Annotated in this window: 27 protein-coding genes; 9 read left to right on the top strand and 18 right to left on the bottom strand. The window is 36.7% G+C overall.

Annotated features, from left to right (window positions below):
• Positions 1 to 19: 19 nt before the first annotated feature.
• The 4 genes from FEE95_RS17180 to FEE95_RS17165 form a co-directional block, all read right to left on the bottom strand.
• Positions 20 to 463, bottom strand: coding sequence for a GNAT family N-acetyltransferase (locus FEE95_RS17180; RefSeq protein ID WP_138659257.1), 444 nt, complete (start codon positions 461 to 463; stop codon positions 20 to 22).
• 44 nt (positions 464 to 507) lie between these two features.
• Entirely contained in the window at positions 508 to 1128 is a 621-nt protein-coding gene (locus tag FEE95_RS17175) for a tRNA (guanine-N1)-methyltransferase (RefSeq protein ID WP_138659256.1), read from the bottom strand.
• Positions 1129 to 1274: 146 nt separating this feature from the next.
• Positions 1275 to 2723: a glyceraldehyde-3-phosphate dehydrogenase gene (locus tag FEE95_RS17170; RefSeq protein WP_138659255.1), complete on the bottom strand. Its 1449-nt coding sequence runs from the start codon at positions 2721 to 2723 to the stop codon at positions 1275 to 1277.
• A gap of 112 nt (positions 2724 to 2835) precedes the next feature.
• The gene (locus FEE95_RS17165) at positions 2836 to 4230 is read right to left on the bottom strand and encodes a trypsin-like peptidase domain-containing protein (RefSeq protein ID WP_138659254.1); all 1395 of its coding nucleotides are present in this window, start codon (positions 4228 to 4230) and stop codon (positions 2836 to 2838) included.
• A 133-nt stretch (positions 4231 to 4363) separates the two neighbouring features.
• Here FEE95_RS17165 and dapF point away from each other — a divergent pair, with 133 nt between their 5' ends.
• The 4 genes from dapF (at position 4364) to FEE95_RS17145 (ending at position 7486) form a co-directional block, all read left to right on the top strand.
• Positions 4364 to 5137, top strand: a complete 774-nt coding sequence (dapF, locus tag FEE95_RS17160) for a diaminopimelate epimerase (RefSeq protein WP_138659253.1) — start codon at positions 4364 to 4366, stop codon at positions 5135 to 5137.
• Positions 5131 to 5655 (top strand): GNAT family N-acetyltransferase, encoded by a 525-nt coding sequence (locus FEE95_RS17155; protein ID WP_138659252.1) that lies wholly within the window; start codon positions 5131 to 5133, stop codon positions 5653 to 5655. Before dapF ends, FEE95_RS17155 begins: the two co-directional genes overlap by 7 nt.
• Positions 5655 to 6698, top strand: coding sequence for an endolytic transglycosylase MltG (mltG, locus tag FEE95_RS17150; protein ID WP_138659251.1), 1044 nt, complete (start codon positions 5655 to 5657; stop codon positions 6696 to 6698). The genes FEE95_RS17155 and mltG overlap by 1 nt, the downstream gene beginning before the upstream one ends.
• Positions 6699 to 6847: 149 nt before the next feature.
• Positions 6848 to 7486: a lysozyme family protein gene (locus FEE95_RS17145; protein WP_138659250.1), complete on the top strand. Its 639-nt coding sequence runs from the start codon at positions 6848 to 6850 to the stop codon at positions 7484 to 7486.
• 106 nt (positions 7487 to 7592) lie between these two features.
• On the opposite strand, the gene FEE95_RS17140 is transcribed toward FEE95_RS17145, so the two are convergent.
• Genes FEE95_RS17140 through dnaA form a run of 3 tightly spaced genes read right to left on the bottom strand, consistent with a single transcriptional unit; the run spans position 7593 to position 10209 of the window.
• A complete protein-coding gene (locus tag FEE95_RS17140) occupies positions 7593 to 8315 on the bottom strand; it encodes an SAM-dependent methyltransferase (protein WP_138659249.1) in 723 nt (240 codons plus the stop codon).
• A 4-nt stretch (positions 8316 to 8319) separates the two neighbouring features.
• Entirely contained in the window at positions 8320 to 8778 is a 459-nt protein-coding gene (locus tag FEE95_RS17135) for a low molecular weight protein-tyrosine-phosphatase (protein WP_171037078.1), read from the bottom strand.
• A 6-nt stretch (positions 8779 to 8784) separates the two neighbouring features.
• Entirely contained in the window at positions 8785 to 10209 is a 1425-nt protein-coding gene (gene dnaA / locus FEE95_RS17130; RefSeq protein ID WP_138659248.1) for a chromosomal replication initiator protein DnaA, read from the bottom strand.
• A 208-nt stretch (positions 10210 to 10417) separates the two neighbouring features.
• On the opposite strand from dnaA, the gene FEE95_RS17125 reads away from it, so the two are divergent.
• Positions 10418 to 10825 (top strand): acyl-CoA thioesterase, encoded by a 408-nt coding sequence (locus FEE95_RS17125; protein ID WP_138659247.1) that lies wholly within the window; start codon positions 10418 to 10420, stop codon positions 10823 to 10825.
• On the opposite strand, the gene FEE95_RS17120 is transcribed toward FEE95_RS17125, so the two are convergent.
• From FEE95_RS17120 to ribD, 4 genes are read right to left on the bottom strand one after another with little or no spacing between them, the layout of a single operon-like run.
• The gene (locus tag FEE95_RS17120; protein ID WP_138659246.1) at positions 10822 to 11436 is read right to left on the bottom strand and encodes an IMPACT family protein; all 615 of its coding nucleotides are present in this window, start codon (positions 11434 to 11436) and stop codon (positions 10822 to 10824) included. The genes FEE95_RS17125 and FEE95_RS17120 overlap by 4 nt on opposite strands.
• On the bottom strand, positions 11436 to 12299 hold the full coding sequence (locus tag FEE95_RS17115) for an EamA family transporter (protein ID WP_138659245.1): 864 nt from the start codon (positions 12297 to 12299) through the stop codon (positions 11436 to 11438). The genes FEE95_RS17120 and FEE95_RS17115 overlap by 1 nt, the downstream gene beginning before the upstream one ends.
• 1 nt (position 12300) lies before the next feature.
• Complete coding sequence (locus tag FEE95_RS17110; RefSeq protein WP_138659244.1) at positions 12301 to 12906, bottom strand: HAD family hydrolase; 606 nt, start codon at positions 12904 to 12906, stop codon at positions 12301 to 12303.
• On the bottom strand, positions 12899 to 13954 hold the full coding sequence (gene ribD, locus FEE95_RS17105) for a bifunctional diaminohydroxyphosphoribosylaminopyrimidine deaminase/5-amino-6-(5-phosphoribosylamino)uracil reductase RibD (RefSeq protein WP_138659243.1): 1056 nt from the start codon (positions 13952 to 13954) through the stop codon (positions 12899 to 12901). Before ribD ends, FEE95_RS17110 begins: the two co-directional genes overlap by 8 nt.
• Before the next feature lie 58 nt (positions 13955 to 14012).
• Between ribD and prmC the strand changes: the two genes are divergently transcribed.
• The 3 genes from prmC to ligA all read left to right on the top strand — a co-directional run bounded on the left by prmC (position 14013) and on the right by ligA (position 17557).
• Positions 14013 to 14891: a peptide chain release factor N(5)-glutamine methyltransferase gene (gene prmC, locus FEE95_RS17100; RefSeq protein ID WP_138659242.1), complete on the top strand. Its 879-nt coding sequence runs from the start codon at positions 14013 to 14015 to the stop codon at positions 14889 to 14891.
• Positions 14888 to 15469 carry an LOG family protein gene (locus FEE95_RS17095; protein WP_138659241.1) on the top strand — a complete coding sequence of 194 codons (582 nt, stop codon included), beginning with the start codon at positions 14888 to 14890 and terminating at the stop codon, positions 15467 to 15469. Before prmC ends, FEE95_RS17095 begins: the two co-directional genes overlap by 4 nt.
• 93 nt (positions 15470 to 15562) lie before the next feature.
• The gene (gene ligA, locus FEE95_RS17090; protein WP_138659240.1) at positions 15563 to 17557 is read left to right on the top strand and encodes an NAD-dependent DNA ligase LigA; all 1995 of its coding nucleotides are present in this window, start codon (positions 15563 to 15565) and stop codon (positions 17555 to 17557) included.
• A 3-nt stretch (positions 17558 to 17560) separates the two neighbouring features.
• On the opposite strand, the gene FEE95_RS17085 is transcribed toward ligA, so the two are convergent.
• From FEE95_RS17085 to FEE95_RS17055, 7 genes are all read right to left on the bottom strand, one after another.
• Positions 17561 to 17920 carry a hypothetical protein gene (locus FEE95_RS17085; RefSeq protein WP_138659239.1) on the bottom strand — a complete coding sequence of 120 codons (360 nt, stop codon included), beginning with the start codon at positions 17918 to 17920 and terminating at the stop codon, positions 17561 to 17563.
• A gap of 104 nt (positions 17921 to 18024) precedes the next feature.
• Positions 18025 to 19662: a hypothetical protein gene (locus tag FEE95_RS17080; RefSeq protein ID WP_238474611.1), complete on the bottom strand. Its 1638-nt coding sequence runs from the start codon at positions 19660 to 19662 to the stop codon at positions 18025 to 18027.
• Positions 19663 to 19802: 140 nt separating this feature from the next.
• Complete coding sequence (locus FEE95_RS17075; RefSeq protein ID WP_138659237.1) at positions 19803 to 20666, bottom strand: alpha/beta fold hydrolase; 864 nt, start codon at positions 20664 to 20666, stop codon at positions 19803 to 19805.
• A gap of 174 nt (positions 20667 to 20840) precedes the next feature.
• Entirely contained in the window at positions 20841 to 21245 is a 405-nt protein-coding gene (locus FEE95_RS17070; protein WP_138659236.1) for a VOC family protein, read from the bottom strand.
• A 120-nt stretch (positions 21246 to 21365) separates the two neighbouring features.
• A complete protein-coding gene (locus FEE95_RS17065) occupies positions 21366 to 21743 on the bottom strand; it encodes a nuclear transport factor 2 family protein (RefSeq protein WP_138659235.1) in 378 nt (125 codons plus the stop codon).
• The gene (locus FEE95_RS17060) at positions 21733 to 22167 is read right to left on the bottom strand and encodes a hypothetical protein (protein WP_138659234.1); all 435 of its coding nucleotides are present in this window, start codon (positions 22165 to 22167) and stop codon (positions 21733 to 21735) included. Before FEE95_RS17060 ends, FEE95_RS17065 begins: the two co-directional genes overlap by 11 nt.
• 72 nt (positions 22168 to 22239) lie before the next feature.
• Positions 22240 to 22773 (bottom strand): TetR/AcrR family transcriptional regulator, encoded by a 534-nt coding sequence (locus FEE95_RS17055; protein WP_138659233.1) that lies wholly within the window; start codon positions 22771 to 22773, stop codon positions 22240 to 22242.
• Between the two features lie 633 nt (positions 22774 to 23406).
• On the opposite strand from FEE95_RS17055, the gene FEE95_RS17050 reads away from it, so the two are divergent.
• On the top strand, positions 23407 to 24615 hold the full coding sequence (locus FEE95_RS17050) for a site-specific integrase (RefSeq protein WP_138659232.1): 1209 nt from the start codon (positions 23407 to 23409) through the stop codon (positions 24613 to 24615).
• Positions 24616 to 25007: the final 392 nt, after the last annotated feature.

The following is a 25007-nucleotide window of genomic DNA, read 5'->3' as shown; positions in this document are numbered from 1 at the left end:
GAAGGAATTTGTTAAAAGATTATTCGGATGTCCAAAAGTAGTGAAAACAGTCCGTATCTTTTTTCCAGTCCAATTTTTCGTAGAGTTGCTGTGCCGGGTTGTCAACTCCTGTTTCTAACGCCAATCCTTTGTATTTCTTTTCTCGGCAAAGTTGTTTTGCGTTGTCCAATAAAGCTTCTCCAATTCCTTTTCCTCTGTGGGTTTGAGAAACATAAAGGTCATTCAAGATAAAAACCGATTGCAGTGACACTGATGAAAATGTGGTATACAATTGCGTAAAACCTACCGGCTCATTGTTGAAATAACATAGTAAAATGATTGATTCTTTATTCTGAATTCGTTTTAGAAGAAAGTCTCTAGCGGCCCGTTCGTCAGATTCTTGTTTGTAAAAGATTCTATACTGGTCAAATAAGGGAGTGATGTCCTCAATATGACTTTCATTGATTTCTACTATGCTTGTCATAAATTTTGAAAGCTAAAAAAAGCTCCTAAAAGGAGCTTTTTAAATTATTTTGATTTTTTGTATTTGTTTATCTCGTCTTGCAGCTGTCGACTTATTTTTTGCTCTCTTTCTAGCGCCCTACGCCTATGATCTTCATATTCTTCTTCAACTTCAGAGAGTGAAGTTTTCGCTTCTTGCGTGAGGATGTTACTCCTTCTAAATTTATACATGAAGAACAACATCAATCCTAATAGCCCGAAAATCACAGACCAGAGAATTGTATTGTATGTTGCTTTCGAAACTAAAATACCTAAGAAAGACATACTGTCTTTTTCTTCAGTAACCCCAACAAGATTATTAGTTGTTTCCTCAAGTTTTCCATTAAGAGATGAAATCGTAGATTCATGTTCAGATATCGTTGCATTTAGTCCAGCAATTCTTTGATTAAAACCTTTTATACTGTCCAACACATTTTGGCGCAGTTTATCTAAAGAAATGGTGCGGACCACCTCATACTTTTTCCCCTCAGAACGGTAGTTTCCAGACTTTTTGTAAATAAATTCGAACTGGTTCGTTATAGGTCCTTTATCCAGCGATAGCTCAGGTTGCGTCGCCGTTTCCTGGGCCGCCATTGATCCTATCGTAAAAGTAAATATGATAATGATTAGTATTCTAAAACTTTTCATGTATGTAAGTCTTGAGGTTAAAATTGTTAAAGGGGAAATCAAAAGTAATTCAATATTATTAATTAAGAAAAAAAATTGTTAAAACATATACGATAGAACCCGTACGGAGGGACTATCAAGAATAATTTTTCTTTATAAAATAGGCTCTAATAATAGGTAAACCTCCTTACTTTGGCGATGTACTTTGCCAAGCGAATTACTTGATGCGAATAGCCATATTCATTGTCATACCAGATATAAAGAATAATGTTTTTCCCGTTTTTTTCTACAATGGTTGCCTTGCTGTCATAAATTGATGGGGCAGATGTGCCGACAATGTCAGAAGAAACCATCTCTTTGCTTAACGAATATTTTATCTGCTCTACTAAATCTCCCTCAAGCGCATATTTCTTCAAAATAGTATTTATACCATCAAGAGATGTTTTGCTCTCAATCTCTAAATTTAAAATGGCGAGCGATCCATTGGGTACAGGAACTCGTATGGCATTCGAGGTAAGTTTTCCTTTTAAAGCTGGTAGTGCCTTTGCAACTGCTTGACCGGCCCCAGTTTCCGTAATTACCATATTAAGAGCTGCTGCTCTGCCGCGACGGTATTTTCCATGCATATTATCAACCAAATTTTGGTCATTAGTGTAGGCATGTATTGTTTCTAAGTGCCCTTTTTTAATTCCTAATGAGTCTTCTACAACCTTTAAAATGGGAGTGATGGCGTTTGTTGTGCAGGAAGCTGCAGAAAATATTTTCGTAGTATCGGGGTCGTGTTCTGTATGATTTACTCCGTGTACGATATTTGGTACTTCTTTTCCTGGCGCGGTCAATAAGACATGCGAAGAGCCTTTGGATTTCAAATGTCTGCTTAACTCCTTTTTATCTCTAAATGCACCTGAATTATCAATAACCAGGGCATTCGAAATACCGTATTTTGTGTAGTCAATATCTTCTGGTTTCGCCGCATTGATAATGTGTACCGTTGTACCATTAATAATTAGGGCACTCTTTTTAGCATCTATACCAACGGTACCCATAAACTTACCATGAACTGAATCTGTTCTCAATAAGTTTGCTCTTTTTTCAAGGATATTAGCATTGCTTTCCCCACGAGTTACGATGGCTCTCAATCGCAACTGATTGCCTTTTCCGGTTTTTGCCATAAGCTCCCTTGCAAGTAATCTTCCAATTCTCCCAAAACCATATAAAACTACATCTCTAGGCACTATCTCCTCAGACTCGCTGGCGTTCTTAAGTTTTGTCAATACAAAGGCCTTAGCATCATTGAAATTATTCTCGTCCGTATGATACTCGTAAGTCAACTTTCCGATATCCAATTTAGACGGAGGCAAAGGAATATCATTTATCGCCCTTAAAATCTCTACAGAATCAAATATCGAAATGGGCTTCTGAACAAACTCTCCGGCATATTCATGCAAATGAATAATGTCACTTACATTTTTATCGATAATCTGATTTTTAAAAAGAACAACCTCGATTGACTTATCATACCAAAGATCACTGGTAATCTTGATAAATTCGGTTGTTGCTTTTCTTCTATCGGCTTGAAAAGCCAGCTCTTTTTCGTACGATTTTGAATTAGGCATGAAGGGTGTTGTTGTTTAATTTTGCAAAAATATATATTCCAAATACGAATACTTCAATTATTCGCAAAAAAAACACCCCAATCGGGGTGTTTTTTAAGAATGCTACATTAGACTATTGAAAAATAAGTCTTTCTCGTTCTCCGTTTTTATCAATCATGGTAATGCTAGTTTTACCATAACGAGAAATCTGACCGAAAAGGTTTTTCGCATCTTGAATATTTTCTATTTCTTCATCATCAACCGAAAGCAAAACCTTGCCTTCTAATCCATATCCTCTGTAGGTTTCCGGTACGCCTACAATTTTGACGCCTTTTTTTGTATCAAATTTTTTCTTGTCTTCTTTGGAAAGATTTCGAACTTCAAGACCCATTACAGGTACAACAAGGGTCTGTCGCTCTTTCAAAGTTACCGGAACCACAAATTGTTCACCATCTCTTTCAATGGTCACATCAACGGTATCATTTGGCCGTTTGGTAGAAAGATACCCGGTAAGATCGGGAAACTTTTTCACCTTAATTTCATCAACCATTTTGATTATATCTCCTTCTTGTAGTTCAGCATCTTCAGCTCCAGAACCTTCTTCCACACCCGATACATAAACACCCTGTATCTCATTTAGACCTTTCTCAACAGCATAAGGTGTATTTACGTTAACAGCATTAATACCCAGAATTCCTTTTTGAATAGAGCCATACTCCATAATGTCCTCAACAATCTTTCTTGCAATATTACTCGGTACCGCAAAGGAATATCCCACATAGGATCCTGTTTGCGAACTAATGGCAGTATTTATGCCTACTAAATCCCCATTGGTATTTACTAGTGCACCGCCACTGTTTCCGGGGTTTACTGCAGCATCTGTTTGAATAAATGATTGGTTTCTACCTAAATCACGTGCTTTGGCACTAACAATTCCTGCTGTTACTGTAGAAGTTAAATTAAAAGGATTTCCAACTGCGAGAACCCACTCCCCAATTTTGGTATTGTCAGAATCTCCGAAAGCCAAGTAAGGCAGTTTGCCTTCAGTTTCAATCTTAAGTAAAGCAATATCTGTATTTGGATCCGCGCCAACTAGCTCAGCATCATAGGTTTTATTGTTGTTTAGAGTAACCTGAAGCTTGTCCGCCTTCGTAACAACATGATTGTTGGTAACTATATATCCATCCGAAGAAATAATCACTCCTGAACCTGAACCTACCTGTGCTCTTTGTCTTGATTCACCTGACCCATAAAAAAAATCCCATGGACTGCTTGTACTACGACCCTTAGTTACATTCTTGACGTGAACCACTGCATTTACGGTGTTTTCAGCTGCTGTGGTAAAATCAATTTCGTTAATTCCTGAGCCCTTCGCAGAGGTTGGGGTAGTACTGGTATTGAAAACAGTTCCGTTGTTTTGCGAATCGATGATCGCGTATTTTGAGTTTTCAAAAAAGAACTTATATGCTCCCAAGGTTATGGCGCCAGCAAAAATGGAGACCAATAACAAATTTCCGATTTTTTTCATATTTGACTTGTACTAATTTATGGTTATGAATCAAAAATATAAAAAAGAGGTTTTCCGCTTTGTTCCTTTAACGACTTTTTAACTGCCAAAAAAACCTTAATAAAATGATATCTTTACCATCGATTTAAAGCATATGAGGATTACATTTTTTAAATATCAGGGCACCGGTAATGACTTTGTTATAATTGATAATAGGAATTTGTATTTCCCGAAGGAGAATTCCGAACTCGTAGCTACCCTATGTGATCGAAAGTTTGGAGTTGGCGCTGATGGATTGATTTTGCTGGAGAACGATCCTGATTTAGACTTTAATATGGTCTATTATAATTCTGATGGAAATACCAGTACCATGTGTGGAAACGGAGGTCGATGTCTAGTTGCCTTTGCTCAATTCTTGGGAGTTATTGATAAAGAATGTGTTTTCAACGCCATTGATGGAAAACACACGGCCACCATTGATAACGGAATTGTAAGCCTACAAATGAAGGATGTCTCAGAAGTGACAACAAAACCGAATTCTTTTTATCTGGATACAGGATCTCCCCACCACGTGCAATTGGTTGAAAACTTAAAAGATTTCAATGTACCGATAGAAGGTGCAAAACTTCGATATGGGATATATGGAGAATCTGGTAGTAATATTAATTTTGTAGAACAAAAGGCGGATGATTCATTTGCTGTAAGAACTTATGAACGGGGGGTTGAAAATGAAACTTTGTCTTGCGGAACGGGCGTGACAGCTGTTGCTATAGCAATGTACGAGGCTGGCAAAACAAACCATACTAAAATCGATATAGAGACTGAAGGTGGCTACTTAGCGGTTCATTTTGAATCTGTAAATGGTTACAAGAATGTTTTTTTAGTAGGTCCTGCTAGGCAAGTTTTTAAAGGAGAATTAGAATGTTAAAGCTAAAAGGCGAACATATATATTTGAGAGCTATTGAGCCAGATGATTTAAAGTTTCTATACGAACTTGAGAACGATACAGCTATTTGGGAGGTAAGCGGAACAGCAACTCCGTATTCAAAACACGTTTTGCAGTTGTATTTAGATAACGCGCATCGAGATATTTATGATGTAAAACAATTGCGTTTATGTATTTGTAATTTGGAACGAAAAGTAGTTGGCCTTATTGACCTTTTCGACTTTGACCCAAAAAACAATAGAGCAGGCCTTGGAATTGTAATTAAAGATTCAAATAGTAGAAATCAAGGAATTGGTAATGAGTCAATTAGAATTTTAGTTGATTACGGATTTTCCATTTTGAATCTTCATCAAATATTCGCTAATGTTGCTGAAGATAATGAAGCTAGCATTCATCTTTTTGAAAAATTAGGGTTCCATAAAGTTGGTGTTAAGAAAGACTGGATTTTAGTAAATGGAGGTTATAAAAACGAAATCTTATTTCAAAAAATAAAGGAGTAATGTATATCAAAAGAATTTTACTAATTATCGTTTTAGCTGGACTTGTAATAGGAGGCATTTTCGCATATAATGTATACGGTGCTATTTTCAATGCTAATACCGCATTTAACAATGATGAAGCTACCTTATATATCGGTTCAGAAGACACCTTTGAAGATGTCAAAAGTTATCTAGAACCTTTATTGAAAGATATAGAGACCTTTACTCAGATTGCCAGTAAAAAAGGATACTCTGGCAATGTTAAAGCAGGAAAATATGTAATTCAAAAAGGTATGAACAATAATGACATTGTGAATTCACTGCGTAGTCAAAACATTCCTGTAAAAGTTGCTTTTAACAATCAAGAAAGGCTAGCAAACCTTGCTGGAAGAATCGCTTCTCAAATTGAACCGGATAGTTTAACCTTACTAAATGCCTTTCAAGATGAAGAATTTTTAAAGGAGAATGGATTCGATGCGGATACGCAGATGGCAATGTATATCCCCAATAGTTACGAGTTTTTTTGGAATACTTCTGCAACGAAGTTCAGAGACCGTATGCTAAAGGAATACCGGCGATTTTGGAACGATGATCGCATGGCCAAGGCGAAGGCTTTAAAGCTTGATCCTGCTGAAGTTGTTTCGCTGGCGGCCATTGTTCACAAAGAAACAGCTAAAATTGACGAACGACCTCGTGTAGCGGGGCTTTATTTAAATAGAATAAGAAAAGGAATGCTACTTCAGGCCGACCCTACGGTAATTTACGCCATGAAAAAGCACCAGAACAATTTTAATCTAGTCATCAAAAGAGTATTATATGCTGATTTGGAGTTGGATTCTCCATACAATACCTATAAATATAGGGGCGTTCCTCCAGGACCGATAACAATGCCGGATATTTCAGCAGTAGATGCCGTATTGAACGCCGAAAAGCATGATTATATCTATATGGTTGCCAATGTAGAAAACTTCGGATATCACAAATTCGCAAAAACAGGAGCTCAACATAACCAAAATAAGGTGCAATACATCCGGTGGATAAATGAGCAAAATATCAATAGATAAGCAACTCATCCATATTTTAAAACCTCTTAACTAAATTTAGGACTTTTTAACAAAGCCTTGTCACGAGATAGCTCGCAGGCTCAATATCTTTGTATAGAGAAATTTAAGCAAGCCCCAATTCTGCTGTAAGCCTTAAGAAAACCTATGTGATGAAGAAGTGGATGCGTTTTGCGAGTCCCCTAATTGTTACCTGTATATTACTGAGTTTCGCATTTAGGCCTAAGGAGGTGAAAGTGCCTGAAGCTCTTAAAGTAACAAAACCTACTGAAGTTTTGTTTCCCAAAAACAGAACTGTTTTTAGTACTGCTATTGTTGCGCCTCCTTTTATAGGAAGCTCATATATTGGTTTTAAGGAAGCTTTGGCTTTTAAAGAATCAAGTGGAGATTATTTTTCGATAAATACCTTAGGTTATTTGGGAAAATATCAATTTGGAATCGGTACCCTTCAATTGATGGGAGTTCATGATGCTACCAATTTTTTAAATGACCCTGCATTGCAGGAAGAAGTTTTTCAAACGAATATCGCCCGCAACAAATGGATTCTTAGAAGAGATATCAAACGATTTGAAGGCAAAAAAATAAAAGGTACTCAAGTTACGGAGTCCGGTATGCTTGCGGCAGCGCATTTAGCCGGAGCAGGAAATGTGAAGAAGTATTTACGCTCTTATGGAAGATATGACGTCAAAGATGCCTATGGAACAAGTATTGCAAAATATATAAAGAAGTTCTCAGGTTATGATGTTTCTGAAGTTTTGCCGAAGCGAAATCCTAAAGTTTCAAAGATTTAAAAATACTGTGTATATATGAAGATGGTGGGCCTCAGCGGAAACGTGGAGGCTTATTTTTTGAGTATAGAATAGTACTTGTATTACAAATTGTCAACTGTCAACTGATTTATCCTTGAATAATAAATATCGCCGGTCTTTTATGTAAATCTACTGGAGTCTTTTTCCAATCAGCTACGGTCTTGGTAGCAATATACTCCGTGGGAAGCGTAATATCGCAAGCTACACAAAGCAAAGTTTGATTTGAAAGTGTTTTTAGCATTTCGGCTAATAGCTTATCATTTCTATAGGGAGTTTCAATAGAGATTTGAGACTGTTTTTGATCTATGGAAATTTTCTCCATTTGTTTGATGGCTTTCTTCCGGTCTGTCGAATCAATAGGCAAGTAGCCTTTAAAAGCAAAATTTTGGCCATTCATTCCACTTGCCATTAAGGCTAGAAAAATAGAGGAGGGGCCAACCAAAGGAACTACTTGAATACCTTTTTCGTGGGCAATTTTAACCACATCAGCCCCAGGGTCGGCAATACCGGGGCACCCGGCTTCGGAAAGAATACCGATATCATAACCTTCTAAACAAGGTTGAAGAAAATCAGGAATGGATTGTGGTTCGGTATATTTGTTTAGTATTTCAATATGAAGACCCGGCTGCGATTTACCGGAACTGATTTTTTTAATGGACTTTCGAGCTGTCTTTTCGTTTTCTACGATGTAGTAATCAATATTTTCGATAGCCCTTTTTATGGAAATGGGCAGTACTTCTAAAGGAGCCGTGTCACCCAAAGTAGTAGGGATTAAATACAATTTGCCTTTTTGATTTGCTTCCTTTGCCATAAATCTATTTTGAAATTAGTTCCGTTGCAATTGCCTCGCAAGCATGGTCAATCATTTGAAAAACAGCTTCGAATCCATCTTCTCCGCCGTAATACGGGTCTGGTACTTCAATTAGTGTAGAGTCACCTGCACTTAACAAGAGTTTTACTTTGTTTTTTTCTTCTTCGTTTTTAGATAATGCAATTACATTTTCATAATTACTTTGGTCCATGACATAAATCCTATCAAAGTCCATAAAATCTTGAACACTGAATTTTCTGCATTTTTGTTTAGAAATATCAAGACCGTATTTTTGGGCTACTGCAATACTTCTTTTATCAGGTTGATTTCCAATATGATATCCTGCTGTTCCGGCGGAATCTACAAAAACTTTTTCAGGGTCGATTTTACTTTGTAAAATGCCCTCGGCTAATGGTGACCTACAGATATTTCCGAGGCAAACCATTAAAACCTTAGTAATCATAGGTGATTAGGAGAATTTTTTGGTAAGATCTTCAATGTACTTCCGGAACTGCTTATCAGTTTCCGCAAGATTATCAACCGTCTTACAAGCGTGTAATACCGTAGCGTGATCTCTTTTTCCAATTTGAGAGCCAATACTCGCCAAAGATGCTTTTGTAAATTTCTTCGCGAAGAACATCGCCAATTGACGAGCTTGCACAATATGTCTTTTTCTAGTCTTTGATTGAAGTGTAGCTACATCCATTTCGAAATAGTCCGAAACTACTTTTTGAATATAATCGATAGAAACTTCACGTTTGGTATTTTTGACAAATTTCTCAACTACCTGTTGCGCTAATTCCAAAGTAACTTCCTTCTTATTAAAAGAGGATTGCGCAATTAAGGAAATAATTGCACCTTCTAATTCGCGAATATTTGTTTTAATATGTTTGGCAACATACTCAATAATGTCTTCAGGCATCTCGACACCATCGCGATACAATTTATTCTTTAAGATGGAAATTCTTGTTTCGTAATCCGGGTTTTGCAATTCTGCTGATAACCCCCATTTGAAACGAGATAAAAGGCGTTGCTCAATATCTTGCATATCAACCGGCGCCTTGTCGGAAGTCAAAATAACTTGCTTTCCGTTTTGGTGCAAATGATTGAAAATATGGAAGAATACATCTTGCGTTCCTGATTTTCCAGAAAGGAATTGAACATCATCAATAATCAAAACATCAATAAGCTGGTAGAAATGAATGAAATCATTACGTGTGTTTTTCTTTACTGATTCAATATACTGTTGTGTAAACTTTTCCGCAGAAATGTAAAGAACGGTTCTTTCAGGATATTTATCTTTTATCTCAACACCGATAGCATGTGCTAAATGTGTTTTTCCCAATCCAACGCCACCAAAAACTAGTAAGGGGTTGAAAGAAGTGCCTCCAGGTTTGTTCGCAACAGCCATTCCAGCTGAACGTGCCAAACGATTGGAATCTCCTTCAAGGAAATTATCAAAATTATAATTCGGATTTAATTGAGATTCTATTTTAATATTTCGAATACCGGGAATCACAAAAGGATTTCGCAATTCAGGATTCTTAGATTTTATCGGAACATCCATCTCTTGTGGAAACAAATTGCCTCTATTGGAACTTGGAATCTTTTCAGTAAAAGGTTCTTTATTGCCATAGGTGTTCTCCATACGAATGATGTATACCAACTTAGCCGTTTCACCTAGTTCTTTCGTAAGGGCAACTTTGAGCAATTTGACATAATGCTCTTCAAGCCACTCGTAAAAAAATTTGCTAGGTACTTGAATGCTCAATGCATTCTCTGAGAGTTTAATCGGCTTGATAGGTTCAAACCATGTTTTGAATGCCTGCGGTTGGATGTTATCTTTGATAAACGCCAAACAATTGTTCCAAACGGAATTAGCAGTTACACTCATTCTAAAACTTCTCTTATTTGATGGTTAGTGATTCGTCTAGTAGGTTGAAAAGTTGGTTGGAGCGAACCTCATTTTCTGGTTGAGCAAATATGTGAACAAAAAAGCTAAAAAAAAAATGAAATGGTATTGAATTTTCGCTTTTTTTTTCTCATGTTCACGAGCCCATTTCACGACCTCTTTAAATGTATCATTTTTTATCAGATAAAGCATGAATTTTAACGAAATTTCTTTTCGCGTCAGATATGGTGAAACCGACCAGATGGGTGTGGTCTATCACGGTAATTATGCGCAATATATGGAGATGGGTAGAGTGGAGTGGCTACGCGAAATGGGAATTTCCTACAAAAATATGGAAGAAAACGGCATAATGTTGCCAGTTATTTCATTGCATGTAAATTATAAGAAACCTGCGGTCTACGATGACCTGATTACCGTCAAAACCATTCTTAAAAAAATACCCTCTGTCAAAATTGAATTTGACTTTGAAATTTACAATGAAGCGCGTGAAATTTTGGCAGAAGCAACGGTAGTTCTGGCTTTTATGGATATGCAGAGAAATCGGCCGGTAAGATGTCCGCAATACTTGCTAGACACAATTGCTAAAAATCAGTCTTAATCGATTTTTTTAATTTTCACTTTGTGCAGTCCTTCAAAGAAACTTGAAAAATTTTCGGCTTCACTTTTTCGTGCTAAAACGATTAGTGTACAATCCATTTCTAATTGTTGAGATGAGATTGTAAATCTTTTTTGTTTGATGATGCGCATAACTTTGTCCATGTCATCATACCCAAAGGAGAGTTCAAATTGCCTTTCAAGTTTTTTTTCTACAATGTCAGCATTTTCCAAAGCTAGTTGCGCTCCGGTTCGGTAAGCAGCTATTAGTCCACCCACACCTAATTTTGTTCCACCAAATATTCTGGCAACAGCGACTAAAACATTGGTTACATCAAATGCTTGTAGTTGTCCATATATCGGTTGTCCGGCTGAATTGTTCGGTTCCCCATCGTCATTTGCACGATAGCGTATCTGCTCTGTTCCTAGCTGCCAAGCATAACATACATGCCCTGCGGTATGATGTTTTTTCCTTAAGGATTCAATAATCGGTTTTACCTCATCCTCGTTTTGAATCGGAAAGGCATATCCGAAGAATTTACTTTTCTTCTCCTTAAACAAGATTTCTCCCGAAGGTTTTGAAAGTGTGCGATATGTATCGGAAAGCTTGTCCATTAAAATAAAGCGACTAAAATGATACTTAGAATGGCCAAAGCAATCCCACCCCAATTCTTTACACTAATTTTTTCTTTGAATAATAAAATACCGAGCAGAGTAGAAAACATCACTATGGCGACATTGTTTATGGTAAATATGGATGCACTGTTCAAAGCATCATTCTGAAGTGCACGCAGCAGGAAGAAAATGGAAAAGTAATTAGGAATACCCAGACAAATTCCTCCAAGAACATTTCTAAGATTGATTTTCAAAGGTTTTTTAAAGGATTTGAATATGATGAATAGGATTCCGATAAAAGCAGCACAGGCAAAAACAGTAGCTGAAAATAGTGATAATTCTGCGGGAGCTATAAATTCCTTTTGAAAATAACCAAGCGATGCATCAATCAGTCCTGAGCCCATAAAAGTTAAAAATGGCAATAGGAGGGAAGCAGTTTTAAAAGCGACGGACTTCTCTTTTACCGATGCATAGTAAACGGCTGCTAAAGCCAGAAGAATCCCTAGTATTTTTATAGGGCCTAGTTCTTCTTTATAAAGAAACACACCAACCAAAACAGGAATCACTAAAGACATTTTTGTTGCTACCGAAGCCACAGAAACTCCTAAGCGCTGTGAAGTCGCTGCCATTAAGTTAAAAACAATAATGAAAAGGAAACCAAGCGCAAAGGTTCCCCAGAACCATGGTTTTTCTGGAATTTCGACTATTGCAGTTGCTCCTTCATAAAAGAGCAGGCCAACGGTACAAGCCACCACGTAATTTGTGATAATTGCGTAAAGTGTATCTATTTTGTAAATCGAGAAAAGCTTAAAAATCACAAAGATTAAACTCGAAAAAAGAACACTTAAAGCAAGGTCGAGCATACTACAATTTGGATTTTAACTGTGTGATATCTTCTTTACCAACTTGAAGATTCCAGCATTTGATCCCGAGCTTTTCAGCCGCATCCGTATTTTCTTTGGTGTCATCAATGAAGAAAGTTTCTTCTGCCTTTAATCCATTTTCTTGTAGTACGAAATTGTAGATGTCGGCATTGGGCTTTCTTAGATGTATTTCATGGGATAAATAGAATTTTTCAAAGGAACTTCGAAACCGATTAAACTTTTGGTTTCCCATTTTCTCTTCTACTTCTTCGATATGCAGGGCATTCGTATTACTCAAAAGAAACAAACAATAGTTGTTTTCCTGTGCGATTCCTTCAATAAACTCCAAACGCTCATCCGGAAAATCTAGCAACATCCCATTCCATATCCCTTTAATTTCTTCGGAGGAAGCGGACGGATAGACAGTCGTTAATTGCGACACAAAATCTTCAGAAGAAATTTTGCCCACTTCATAATCCATATTAATAGCCAGGACTTCCGGACTCAAAACTGGGTTACCTCCATAGCGCTCAATCTCGCGAAATATAATCTCTTTATCAAGATTTATGAAAATATCTCCAAAGTCAAAAATGATGTTCTTAATCATTGCGATAGATTTTTAAATGGTCACTTTCTATATTCTGGGAGTTGATAAGTTTTCCAGAGAACTCTGGGGCTTTAATTCCTTTTGTTAAAGATGTATTTCCCGTAAAAACTCTTGCTTCGTCCCATAAACCTGCATCAATAAAGGTTTGTAGTGTTTTTGAACCGCCTTCGATTAAGATACTTGTTAGATTGTATCCAGGGAGAATTTCACAAATCTGTTTTGCAAGGTCCATAGAAAAGTCCAAATATTGATAGTGTATCTCTCCTTTAGTATCCTTCTTTACCTCTTCAACTTCTGTTAATAGCATTGTGGGTATACTTTCATCAAGCACATGGTAATCTTCGGGTATTTTTAAATCTTTATCCAATATTATGCGAAACGGATTTTTACCTTTCCAGTGTCGCGCATCCAATTTTGGGTTGTCTTCCAAAACAGTATTTGTTCCGACTAAAATACCTAGCTCCTCAGTACGCCATTGATGAACCATTTGGCGTGAGCGGGCATTTGTAATCCAATAGGGTTCGGGGTTTGAACCACGCTTCCCTTTTTCCGGGGCTATAAACCCATCTAAGGTCTCTGCCCATTTTAAAATAATATACGGACGCTTTTTTTCATAAAAGGTCAAGAAGCGTTTGTGATGCTCTCGACATTCCTTTTCCAGTATTCCGCAGGTGACATCGCAACCGAATTTCTTTAATTTTTCAATTCCTTTTCCAGCCACCTTTTCATTTGGGTCTAAAACACCAACAACAACATGAGGAATTTGATGGTCAATAATTAAATCAGCACAAGGAGGTGTTTTTCCATAATGACAGCAAGGCTCCAAAGTGACATAAAGAGTAGCCTTTTTTAAAAGAGTTTTGTCTCTAACCGATTGAATAGCATTCACTTCAGCATGAGATTTGCCATATGCACTTGTAAAACCCTCTCCTATGATTTCATCATTGTAAACAATAACTGCACCAACCATGGGATTTGGGGCTGCAATACCGAGTCCGTTTTGGGCGATTTCAATACAGCGCAACATGTATTTTTGGTGTATCTTCACCACGCAAAAATCGACTTTTTTCTGCGAATTGCTGCTGCCAACTGAAAACTATTTTAGAATGCTTCTACGGGAAATAAAAAACATATTCCACACTGAACTTGATTCACTTTATCCTAAAGAAGAAGTAGATAGTTTCTTCTATATGTTGATTGAAGACCAACTAAAGCTGGAACGTTTTATATTGGCAATGGAGCCAAATTTGATAATTTCTAAGGAAGAAGAAACACCTTTGTTTGATGCGCTTAGCGGATTAAAGTTGCAAGAGCCCATTCAACATATTATTGGGAAAACCCATTTTATGAATATGGAATTCAAGGTCAACAAAGATGTTCTAATCCCTAGGCCAGAAACGGAAGAGTTGGTTCGGTGGATTATTGAAGTAGTGCAAAGTACAAAGTTCGAAGTACGGAGTGGAAATACGCTAAGAATACTTGATATCGGCACAGGAAGTGGCTGTATTGCTATTTCTTTGACGAAGCATTTGAATACAGAAGTATATGCAATAGATATTTCAGAGGAAGCACTAAAAGTAGCTGAAGAAAACGCAAAGTTAAATGAAGTTGATATCACATTTCTAAAAGAAGATATTTTGGATTTAGGTCAGTTGGAGGTGAAATTCGATATCATTGTTTCAAATCCTCCTTATGTAAGGGAGCTGGAGAAAAAGAAAATACTGAAAAATGTTTTGGAGCATGAACCTGACTTGGCCTTATTCGTTTCAGATGACAACCCTTTGGTTTTTTATAAAGTAATCACCGAGTTTGCTTCAAAGAATTTAAAAGAAAATGGACAGCTTTTTTTTGAAATCAACCAATATTTAGGAAAAGAAACTAAACAGCTTTTAAGAGACCATAATTTTTCTGAAATTGAACTTCGAAAAGATATGTTTGGCAATGAACGCATGTTGAAAGGAACCTTGATTAAAAATATAAAATGAAAAGCATCGTGGTATTCTGTGGAAGCAGTGAGGGTAGAAGCGCAGACTATGTTCAGCATGGGTTAGATTTAGGGAAATCCTTGGCCCAAGAAGAAATTACCCTAGTGTATGGAGGAGCAAAAATCGGTGTGATGGGCGCCGTTGCAAAAGGGGCTTTGGAATCGGATGGAAAAGTAATTGGAGTGATTCCGGATTTTTTAAAAATCCGTGAAGTCTTTCATACGGGATTAACCGAGCTAATCGTAACCCAAGATATGCACGAACGAAAACTCAAAATGCATGAACTTTCCGAAGGTATCATCATGCTTCCCGGCGGCTACGGTACTCTAGAAGAGTTTTTTGAAATGTTGACTTGGGCACAATTGGGTTTGCATCAATATCCCATTGGTATTCTAAACACCAATGGTTTTTACACTGAACTCTTGAACATGTTAGCCAAAATGGTTGAACAGGGCTTCGTCAAAAAAGAGAATTACAAGATGATATTGGTAGACGAAACTATTGAGGGTTTGTTGAACCAAATGAAAAATTACGACCCACCACCAGTACCAAAATGGATTAATAAAGAACAGGTATAGTATCCTCTCCGGGGAGGGGTGCCGAAGGCGGGGTGGGTTTTGCACAATGGTCATTGTAAAAACCCCTTATTTTATAAAGAATAACGGTATTAAATGGAAATAAAACAACAAATAGAATCCCTAAGAAAAGAACTCCGCGAGCATAATCACAACTATTATGTTTTGGACAAACCTACCATATCAGATTATGATTTTGATATGAAATTAAAGGAGTTACAAGATTTGGAATCCAAACATCCTGAGTTTCATGATCCGAATTCTCCGACTTTGCGGGTAGGGGGCATGGTGACCAAAAATTTCGAGACGGTTTCACATGACCAACGAATGTATTCCTTAGACAATTCGTATTCCAAAGAGGATTTAGAAGATTGGGAAAAACGAATTCAAAGAGTTTTGGGAGATGTTGAAGTTGAATTTACTTGCGAGTTAAAATACGATGGTGCTTCTATTAGCCTTAGCTATGAAGAAGGCCAGTTAATCAGAGCGGTCACAAGAGGAGATGGGTTTCAGGGAGATAATGTAACAACTAATATCAAAACGATTAACTCGGTTCCATTGCAATTAAAAGGGGATTACCCTCCAAAATTTGATATCCGGGGAGAGATTGTTTTGCCTTTCGAAGGTTTTGCGAAAATGAATGCAGAGCGAGTTGCAAACGGAGAAGAACCCTATATGAATCCTAGAAATACGGCTTCGGGAAGTCTGAAATTACAAGATAGTGCTGCTGTCGCCAAACGACCCTTGGATTGCTTGTTATACGGAATCGTCGGCGAGAATACAGGAATCACAACACAATGGCAAATGCTAGACAAAGCCCGGGATTGGGGCTTCAAAGTACCGACGGTTGCCAAACTATGTAAAACAACAGATGAAGTAATGGAATTTGTTGAATACTGGGATGTGCACCGACATGACCTACCGTATGAAACAGATGGTGTGGTTATCAAAGTGAATAGTTTACAACAACAAGATGAATTAGGGCATACTTCAAAATCACCTCGCTGGGCAATGGCCTATAAATTTAAAGCCGAGCAAGTTTGCACAGTTTTGAATGAGATTACATATCAAGTAGGTCGGACAGGTGCTATTACTCCAGTTGCCAATTTGGAACCTGTTTTGTTAGCCGGTACAACAGTGAAGAGAGCTTCATTGCATAATGCCGACCAAATCGCCAAATTCGATATTCGGGAAGGAGATACCGTTTTTGTGGAAAAAGGAGGAGAGATTATTCCCAAGATTATCGGAGTAGATTTTAGTAAACGTCCGCAGAATTCCAAACCAACAAAGTATATAAATCATTGTCCCGAATGCCATACCGAATTAGTTCGAACGGAGGGAGATGCCAAACACTATTGCACGAACTTTTACGGTTGCCCAGTTCAAATCACGGGACGAATTCAGCATTATATTTCGCGTAAAGCAATGGATATCGAAGGAATGGGTAGCGAAACAGTGACCTTACTTTTCCAAGAAGGATTGATAACAAACTATGCTGACCTCTACACTCTTACAAAAGAACAGGTTACGCCTTTGGAAAGGATGGCTGAGAAGTCCGCAGAAAACTTGGTGAATGGTGTTGTGGAATCTGTAAAGATTCCCTTTGAACGTGTGATGTTTGCTTTGGGAATTCGCTTTGTCGGGGAAACAGTGGCTAAAAAATTGGCAAAAGCCTACAAGAATATTGATGCTCTTATGGATGCATCTGAGGAAGAACTTGTTGCAGTTGATGAAATTGGCGAGCGTATAGCTAAAAGTGTGGTTGAGTTCTTCCAGAATGATGCTAATAGAGAGATAGTAGCTCGATTAAAAAGCTACGGAGTACAGTTTGAGTTATCCGCAGAGAAACTGGAGAATCAGACTGAAAAATTGAAAGGGCTGATTTTTGTGGTTTCAGGGGTGTTTGAAAAAGTGAGCCGTAATGAACTTAAAAAACTTATTGAAGATAATGGAGGTAAGGTAGGTTCGTCGGTATCTTCTAAGACATCTTATTTGGTTGCTGGCGATAAAATGGGGCCAAGCAAACGGACTAAGGCAGAGACTTTAGGAGTGCAGATTATTTCTGAAGATGATTTTTTAGAGATGGTTTAGGGTCTAACCAAGATTTCTCGAGTTATACTTTGATTGCTCAAACTCAAAAATTTTGAGTTTATGATCGATATCCTCATCTACCTTATATATTTTTAAAAAGAACTTTCCTTCTGGTGCAAAAATAGGCATATTGTCAACCGGTTTTTCTCGCTGCCTATTTGATTTTCTAAGGCGCTCAGTCAGGGAATTGGTTTTTCCCATAAAATCCTCCAATTTAAAGGGGGTCATATTTAAACTAGGTTTCGTAATACCTGGTGTATTCGAATTGTAGTTAAATACACCACCGCTGAATGTTTTTGGTGATTGCTGTGCGAATGCTATTGCACTAGAAATAAGTAAAACTATGGTAAAGGCTTTTTTCATCACATTAATCTTAGTTTAAAAGTACATAATATCTACATCTATTTTTAAATCCAGAGTAATTGTTAGCATTATTTTAAGTTTGTATCTTCCATTATTTCAAACACTTAGTTTTTCAGATACTCAAGATTAACATTACTGCCTGTCATTTGCCAGTGCCCTAACGAAATTGGGATATTCCCTATGCTATTTAAGGTGTCAAAGAACTCGCGCGTAACAAAATCTTTATCTTGAGACTCTTTCATTTTGGCGTATTCCGCCATGGCATTTTCCAAAAGGTACTTACCAGTAATATAGCTGGTGCCGTAACCAGGTTGGCGCAAGTATAAATGTTGCTCAAAAATTAAGAGTTCTTTTTCGGTTTTCATCCAGCCGCGGGGGGTGTACTCTGAGTGGATACTTCCTGCTTCCTCCATGGTCATTTCATTAGCATGGGCATATAATGAACCTAAACCTCTTGCCGCCCGCTGCGCTATCATAATATAAACGATTTCTTTGCTCCTAGGACTGTCATCATATAAACCGGCTTGCAAAAACATTTCTTCAACAGCCGTTGCCGTACCTTCATTTCGTGAATCAAAAATATTGTAGAGTAGAGGACCTCGTCTTACCTCACTTTTATGAGGTTCAAGATCCATACGCGCTAATTCAAACCAATGATAAAAATGTGAGTATAGAGGTCTAGGGTCATAATGTTCTCCTATATAAAAAAAGTTACGCTTTTCTCTGGGAATGTACTCTCCAAGATGTTCTCGTAGCGCAGGTTCAAAATAAGGTTTTACAGTCACGATTTCCTGCTGGTCTAAGAAATCCAAGAGACTTTTTGCAGCATTATCAGCCATCTTATCGTAGGCTTCAGGTGAATTGGCGTCTACCAGTTCAGGGAGTTTACGATTTCGATGTTCCTCTAACTTTAGAGCAGTCCAAGCACGGGATAGCTCTCTTTTTAGAAGCAATACTTCATCATCCCAAGTTAAAGGCACCAAATGTACATTTTGCAAATACCAGGTATAGTTTTCTTTGCCGATTCCGGAAGGACCTGTCTTATTTTTCCCTTCTGTCTTTAACCATGAAACCAAATCATCGGTCGCTTCTATTGCTGTATTGACCGCCGTGACAATTTTTTTTTCATTTTTGATTTCTTCTTTTTCCTTGAAATTCCTGAGCACAGCGCTTTGTCTTTCGATATCCCGGATTCCTGCTATCCATAATTCCTTGGCATTTCCGGTCAAGTTTATCTTTGCCTGCGCATTTAAAGAAGGAATGACGGCCAAGTCAGCCAATAGTCTTTTCTTTTCATCTTTTGACAATGGAAACGAATACGTCCATAGTTCAGTTGTTGCGTGATGTGTAGGTCCTTCATGAGCTGGAACATCACTTTTACTAATCCAAACACTTTTGTAATAAGCAGGGTCGCGTACCCAGGGCTTTAGAACACGATGGTTAAAATCGTAGCCATTCATCTCAGCCCAAACTAGCATCCAATCGACCTGATTCTCAATTGACCAATTCGTCGTATCAATCGCTATTAACTGTTTCTGTAATGCTTTAAATTTTGGCCAGCGATTTTCAAAAGTTTTAACGGTATAATCTGGGGCTCCATCTCTTAACGGAGGTGTTTCGAAAGAACGCCATTCCTTAAAAAGTCTTACCAAATTTAAATACTTGTTATTAGACTCATTCTGAGCTTTTGCAGATAGGGTGGAAAAAAATAGATATATGGAAAGTAGTAGTATCTTTTTCATTTTCAATGTTGGTTTAAAGAGTAAGGAAAGATAGCAAATCTTAAGGGTATCCGAATCTCTTTTTATTTGATTGGACATTGAAGAAACAAAAAAGGTAGTTTAAGGCAAAAATAAATGTAGAATGACATTAATTTACTCGACTAAGGCTTTTCATAGGGTATTTTGCCATTAGGTAAGTCTTTCACGAATTCTTTGATACTTGCTATAAATATCTGTGGATTATCCTCTTGGACATACGTTTTGGAGTTACTAATTTCCACAAAAGTGGAATTTGAAAAAATGGAATGTAATCTTTTGCCTAATTCAATTGGAAAAAGTTCTAAGTCGTCCATACCCCATAAAATTAGCGTTGGTTTATCGAATTCGGTCAGTTCTTTACTGGCTTTTGCAGTATATTTTGGATGCCATTCTATTGCCAATTTTTTGAAATCTCTTCTTATCCGTTTACTGGCAACAAAGTATTTTACATATAAATCGAAAATTTCTTCCTTTTTCAAAGTATGACTTAACAAACCGAATGTCATGTCCCATTTTAAAGATGGCTTGTAGCTGAAAACCTTGGAAAGAACCCACAAGTAACCCGGTATTTTTACCAAGCTTTTTAACGACTTGAATTTTTTAGGGGGAAAAACTTCAAATCCCTCACAATTGCTCAAAATCAAATGAGTAACTCTCTCACCATATTTTGCGGTAAAGACTTGCGCATATGCTCCTCCCGTATCGTTGGCAACAATAATAACATTGCGCAAATCAAGTGTTCTCAAAAATTTGGAAATTAGGTCTGCAATTCCAACAGGTGAGAAGTCTAGCCTGCTAGATATGGGTATTTTATGTCCACCAAAAGGCCATTCGGGAACTATACAATGAAAATGTTTAGATAGTTCAGGTATTACTTTCCTCCAGGTTTTTCCGCTTGCGAAAGCCCCATGAATAAATAACATATGATTCCCTTTTCCAAAATCTTCGTACTCAATTTGATTTCCGTCTATCTCAGCTATTTTCATTGATTAATCTAGAGTTTAGCACAAATGCTTCATAACGGTTTATGAATGAGCCGTTACAACTATATGACAATTACTTTTGGAGCCTTATACACTTCGTTCAAACACAAAACAGGTCAAGCTACTAACTAAATCAACAGCACATTAATATCATATATCTCTAAGATGTTGATTTTTCTATCCCTGATTTTGTATTGGCGTACAAACTTCAATAATGAATCCGTTTAAATCTCTTAAATAACCAACTTGTTGACCCCATGGTTTTGTTACGCTTTCTTCCAAAAGCTCGGCACCATTTTTAATTGCATCTCGCATTACTTTTTCCACATCTGAAGTTGTTAAGGCCAATTCAATTCCAAACGGCTTTTCATTCAAGTTGCTCTTTATAAAACCTTTTCTAAAGTTTGAATTACCCAGTTCAAAGTTTGCAAATGCGATTGTTGTCGACCCTGATTCGATTTCACCATAATCATTTTCAGGTGTTAACAATTTCTGTTTAAATCCAAATGCTTTGTTGTAGAATTCCATTGTTCTTGGTACATCTTTTACGTAGAGAATTGTGTATGCGTACTGAATGTCCATTTCCTTAATTTTTATTGGTAAGTATTTACGTTGCTTTTTTTTGGTATAATATTCGGTAAAGACCATTCAATCAAATTATCATAAATGGGATGATGCTTTTTACGTTTCTTTAAGTTTTAGCTAGTTTTTCTTGCTTGGCATAAACTGCTTTGGGTCATAATAAAACTGCTCCTGGTAAATTTTTTCTCCCTTCCATTTTTGATAAGCTATTTCATTGATTTCAGAGATTGTGCCATCTTTCCATTCAAATTTGAAATTCCATAGTATGACAACTTTATCTTCTATTTGAAAGAAAGGCTTTTGGTATTTCGAACTAACAAAAGAAGCTTTATTTAGTATGTTTCTTTCATAGGCAACCAAATTTTCTAACCCAATTCTTGGAGGATTCTGATTTTCTTGAATTGAGGCATCAATGGTATAAAACCTTTCAATTACCTGGTCATGAGGGTCATTTTCAACTGCTTCTATAAAACGTTCTATAGTTTTTTTAAGTGGCATATTTTATGTTTTTTGCAGGAACCCATAGTGGTCCAACTAGTATAATTAGCAAGAATATATTTGTTACTGCATTATTGGAATTACCTGAGAATATTGAACCAGAACTATCAACGACAAACCAAGATAGTAAGCTAATCAATACGATTTTTCGCACTTGTTCAGGCGCTAGATCATAAATTTTTGATGACAAGAGCCATATTAAAATTGCCCATCCAAATAAAATTCCTCCTGAAATAGCAGATAAAAATTCAGTAGTGTTAGCATCGTAGTTCTGGACATTATCAAAAGGCCAACTTGAAATATCAAGAACAAACTCTATTGCTCCTTTCGTCTTAGGTATTGACCCTAAGAAAAACAAAGCGGCATACAACATCGATAAAATGGAAGAAATCTTTAACCAGATTTTGTGAGTTTTGCCCGACATGATAATTCATTTTAAATTGGTCAGACAAAGATGTCAATGATTGTGTTGTTATTTTAGCCGGTAGCGTACAATTCAAACAAATCTGTTTGAAATTCGAGTTAAATTTTCAAAGTATTCTGAAAGAAATTTGCGATGAAAATTATCTTTGTGTATCTGCATATAAAAATCTTCCGTAGCTATTTCAAACAAACCTTTTAGTTGATTCGTTGTCAACTTTAAGTTTATATCCTTTGCCCATAACATTACTCCATAGTTGCCTAATATTTGACTTGACCTTAATAATGCGGCCTCGGTCCCTTTATCGTTTCTGTTTATTCTTAATTGACGATGAAATAGCAAGTCTATTTTATGCTCGATTAGAACGTCTAATAATTCTGGGTGTATTGATTTACAGTTTGCCTCTTTTTTAGAAAGAACCGAAAACCTTTTGAAATGATGGTCAAACAAATTTTCTAAAAAGCATTCAAGGTCGGCAAAATAGTGGTAAAAAGAAGATTTACTAACTTCGACGGCTTTGGCTAGTTGTTCGACTTTAAGAGATTCCAATCCGTTTAAAGCATATATTTCATAACCTTTTTGTATCCAAGTTTCTTTCGGTGTAATCATTCTTTTACTTGTTTTGAACTTATGCCAGGGGTTTGCACAATAGCATAAGCGAATAAAATTAACTCACGACTTTCGATACAAAATACTAAATTAAACACTAAGACGGTTCAAGTATAGTCTTTCCTGTCTTGGCATTTAATTCATTGTTATTCATTACTTTTTTTATTCTAGGTGAGTCAATGGTATTTCCCTAGATGCAAGCGACTTAGAAGCAAATCCAAAATTCTCTTATGGATTTGTTACTATTATTTTTCCCTCCTTCTTTTTTTCAACTCTTGATTCTTCTATCCGGCATTTTTATGATGTAAATAGAATTCCTTGTTAGTATAATTGATGACAAAATTTTCTTTTAACCAAAAATCCCAAAAACGTTGTTTCCATTATTACTAAAAGAAAAAGGGACTCCAAAAATTGAAGTCCCTTTATTACTAGTAGCGAGAGTGAGACTTGAACTCACGGCCTCCGGGTTATGAAAAAGACGACACATGTTATCAAAATAATGTAAATATACTGATATACAATTAGTTATGAATATTTTAATTTTGTTTGATATCAAATAATAGGGCCTAAAAGCAATAAATGTTGTACCTATGTTGTACCCAGGATTTTGTACCTTTAAAATAAAGATAAGTTATGGCAACGGTACAAGCTGTCCTCAGAAATAAGAAAAATTCACACGATAAATATCCAATTGCCATTCGGATAACTAAAAATCGTAGGTCATCTTTCATTTATACAGGTCAGTATATCGAGAAAAAATTGTGGGATAAAGTCAAGTGCAAAGTAAAACGTTCACATCCCAATTCTGCCCATTTAAATCAATTGATATTAACACGGGTATCTGAAGTAAATAGTAAACTTCTAGAATCAGAAATTTCTAAGGAGTATAAATCCGTTCAAACTATAAAGGATAATATTCAGAATAAGAACAGGCATGATTTTTATTCCGTGGCAGAATTATATCTCGCAAACCTTCGAAATAGAAAACAATTCCACCGGTATGACAATGAGAAAAGTAGAATTGAACGATTTTTGGAATTCACCAAACATCAAGAATTACCTTTCAATAGTATAACGGTTAATTTACTTCGTAGGTTTGAAACACATCTTCTTCACAAAAAAGGATTGGCATTTCGGACTGTAATGAACTATATAATTCCTATTAGAACCATTTATAATTTGGCCATTGCTGAATCTATTGCCGATAGGAATAATTATCCATTCGGTCGTGGAAAGTATCAGATTAAATTTCCAGACTCAGAAAAGGTTGGATTAAACGTTGAGGAGGTTCAACTTTTGGAAAATGCAGTTGGCCTGACCGAAGCCCAGCAGCACGCATTGAACGTCTGGCTCTTAAGCTTTTATTTTGCTGGAATTCGAATAACAGATATAATTCAGTTAAGATGGAGTGATTTCAGTGATTACCGGTTGCATTACCGTATGAGCAAGAATGATAAACGTGTTTCTTTAAGAATACCGATTAAAGCTAAGTTGATTTTGAATATCTATAGAGAGTCATCAAATGATTCGGAAGAGTTTGTTTTTAAGGAGCTTCGAAACACTGATTTTAATAATGCGAAACAGGTGCGTACTAGAATTAAGACTACAACTAGAAATTTTAACCGACATCTTAAACGCATTGCCAAAAATGTTGGAATAGATAAAAATTTAAGTATGCATATTGCGAGGCACACCTTTGGTAATATCTCGGGAGATAAAATCCCGATTCAAATGCTACATAAGTTGTATCGTCATTCCTCGATAACCACTACGATTTCTTATCAGGCTAATTTTATGAATGATGAACAGGACGAAGCTTTAGATAAAGTGGTCAACTTTTAAATTTAAAAGCCCATCCCCAAATCTTACCATAACTTGACCGCGCGGGATCCTATTTCGATTTTATAGCGTCCAGGTAGGTAAGCGTAAATTAAAATCGAAATAGGGCGCATCTACTTACCTTTCTTGTATTGGTTATAATCTACTTCAGATAATCCTAAGGATTCAAGCAGATCATTGGATTTTATTCAAAAAAACATCTCTTCCATAGTTAAAATCAAAGTACTTCCAGTTCCTGTATTGCCTAACAATTAATTTCAAGTCGGTTGGCAATTCAAGATGTGTCATTGTCATGACAATCTTGCTTTTTCTCCCGAAGGTCCTTTAGATTAAAGGCCCTTGGTCGCAAAAGTTAAAGACATATGTTGATAATGATTCAAGAGGGGGGTCTGGGG

Source organism: Maribacter algarum (ex Zhang et al. 2020) (assembly GCF_005885635.1).
In the GTDB taxonomy this organism is placed as follows: Bacteria; Bacteroidota; Bacteroidia; order Flavobacteriales; family Flavobacteriaceae; genus Maribacter_C; species Maribacter_C algarum.
Note: the sequence above shows the minus strand (reverse complement) of the source record. Positions and strands in the feature narration are given on the sequence as shown.

Bases quoted from the DNA above. Each gene is read 5' to 3' on its own strand.
- FEE95_RS17155 (WP_138659252.1), top strand. From the start codon at position 5,131: ATGTTAAAGCTAAAAGGCGAACATATATATTTGAGAGCTATTGAGCCA.
- dnaA (WP_138659248.1), bottom strand. From the start codon at position 10,209: ATGAGTGTAACTGCTAATTCCGTTTGGAACAATTGTTTGGCGTTTATC.
- FEE95_RS17115 (WP_138659245.1), bottom strand. From the start codon at position 12,299: ATGCTCGACCTTGCTTTAAGTGTTCTTTTTTCGAGTTTAATCTTTGTG.
- FEE95_RS17175 (WP_138659256.1), bottom strand. From the start codon at position 1,128: ATGAAAAGTTTTAGAATACTAATCATTATCATATTTACTTTTACGATA.
- FEE95_RS17120 (WP_138659246.1), bottom strand. From the start codon at position 11,436: ATGGACAAGCTTTCCGATACATATCGCACACTTTCAAAACCTTCGGGA.
- FEE95_RS17070 (WP_138659236.1), bottom strand. From the start codon at position 21,245: ATGGACATTCAGTACGCATACACAATTCTCTACGTAAAAGATGTACCA.
- mltG (WP_138659251.1), top strand. From the start codon at position 5,655: ATGTATATCAAAAGAATTTTACTAATTATCGTTTTAGCTGGACTTGTA.
- FEE95_RS17140 (WP_138659249.1), bottom strand. From the start codon at position 8,315: ATGGCAAAGGAAGCAAATCAAAAAGGCAAATTGTATTTAATCCCTACT.
- FEE95_RS17085 (WP_138659239.1), bottom strand. From the start codon at position 17,920: ATGAAAAAAGCCTTTACCATAGTTTTACTTATTTCTAGTGCAATAGCA.
- ligA (WP_138659240.1), top strand. From the start codon at position 15,563: ATGGAAATAAAACAACAAATAGAATCCCTAAGAAAAGAACTCCGCGAG.
- FEE95_RS17125 (WP_138659247.1), top strand. From the start codon at position 10,418: ATGAATTTTAACGAAATTTCTTTTCGCGTCAGATATGGTGAAACCGAC.
- FEE95_RS17055 (WP_138659233.1), bottom strand. From the start codon at position 22,773: ATGATTACACCGAAAGAAACTTGGATACAAAAAGGTTATGAAATATAT.
- prmC (WP_138659242.1), top strand. From the start codon at position 14,013: ATGCTTCTACGGGAAATAAAAAACATATTCCACACTGAACTTGATTCA.
- FEE95_RS17145 (WP_138659250.1), top strand. From the start codon at position 6,848: ATGAAGAAGTGGATGCGTTTTGCGAGTCCCCTAATTGTTACCTGTATA.
- FEE95_RS17095 (WP_138659241.1), top strand. From the start codon at position 14,888: ATGAAAAGCATCGTGGTATTCTGTGGAAGCAGTGAGGGTAGAAGCGCA.
- FEE95_RS17065 (WP_138659235.1), bottom strand. From the start codon at position 21,743: ATGCCACTTAAAAAAACTATAGAACGTTTTATAGAAGCAGTTGAAAAT.
- FEE95_RS17135 (WP_171037078.1), bottom strand. From the start codon at position 8,778: ATGATTACTAAGGTTTTAATGGTTTGCCTCGGAAATATCTGTAGGTCA.
- dapF (WP_138659253.1), top strand. From the start codon at position 4,364: ATGAGGATTACATTTTTTAAATATCAGGGCACCGGTAATGACTTTGTT.
- FEE95_RS17080 (WP_238474611.1), bottom strand. From the start codon at position 19,662: ATGAAAAAGATACTACTACTTTCCATATATCTATTTTTTTCCACCCTA.
- FEE95_RS17075 (WP_138659237.1), bottom strand. From the start codon at position 20,666: ATGAAAATAGCTGAGATAGACGGAAATCAAATTGAGTACGAAGATTTT.
- FEE95_RS17050 (WP_138659232.1), top strand. From the start codon at position 23,407: ATGGCAACGGTACAAGCTGTCCTCAGAAATAAGAAAAATTCACACGAT.
- FEE95_RS17110 (WP_138659244.1), bottom strand. From the start codon at position 12,906: ATGATTAAGAACATCATTTTTGACTTTGGAGATATTTTCATAAATCTT.
- FEE95_RS17165 (WP_138659254.1), bottom strand. From the start codon at position 4,230: ATGAAAAAAATCGGAAATTTGTTATTGGTCTCCATTTTTGCTGGCGCC.
- FEE95_RS17180 (WP_138659257.1), bottom strand. From the start codon at position 463: ATGACAAGCATAGTAGAAATCAATGAAAGTCATATTGAGGACATCACT.
- FEE95_RS17170 (WP_138659255.1), bottom strand. From the start codon at position 2,723: ATGCCTAATTCAAAATCGTACGAAAAAGAGCTGGCTTTTCAAGCCGAT.
- FEE95_RS17060 (WP_138659234.1), bottom strand. From the start codon at position 22,167: ATGTCGGGCAAAACTCACAAAATCTGGTTAAAGATTTCTTCCATTTTA.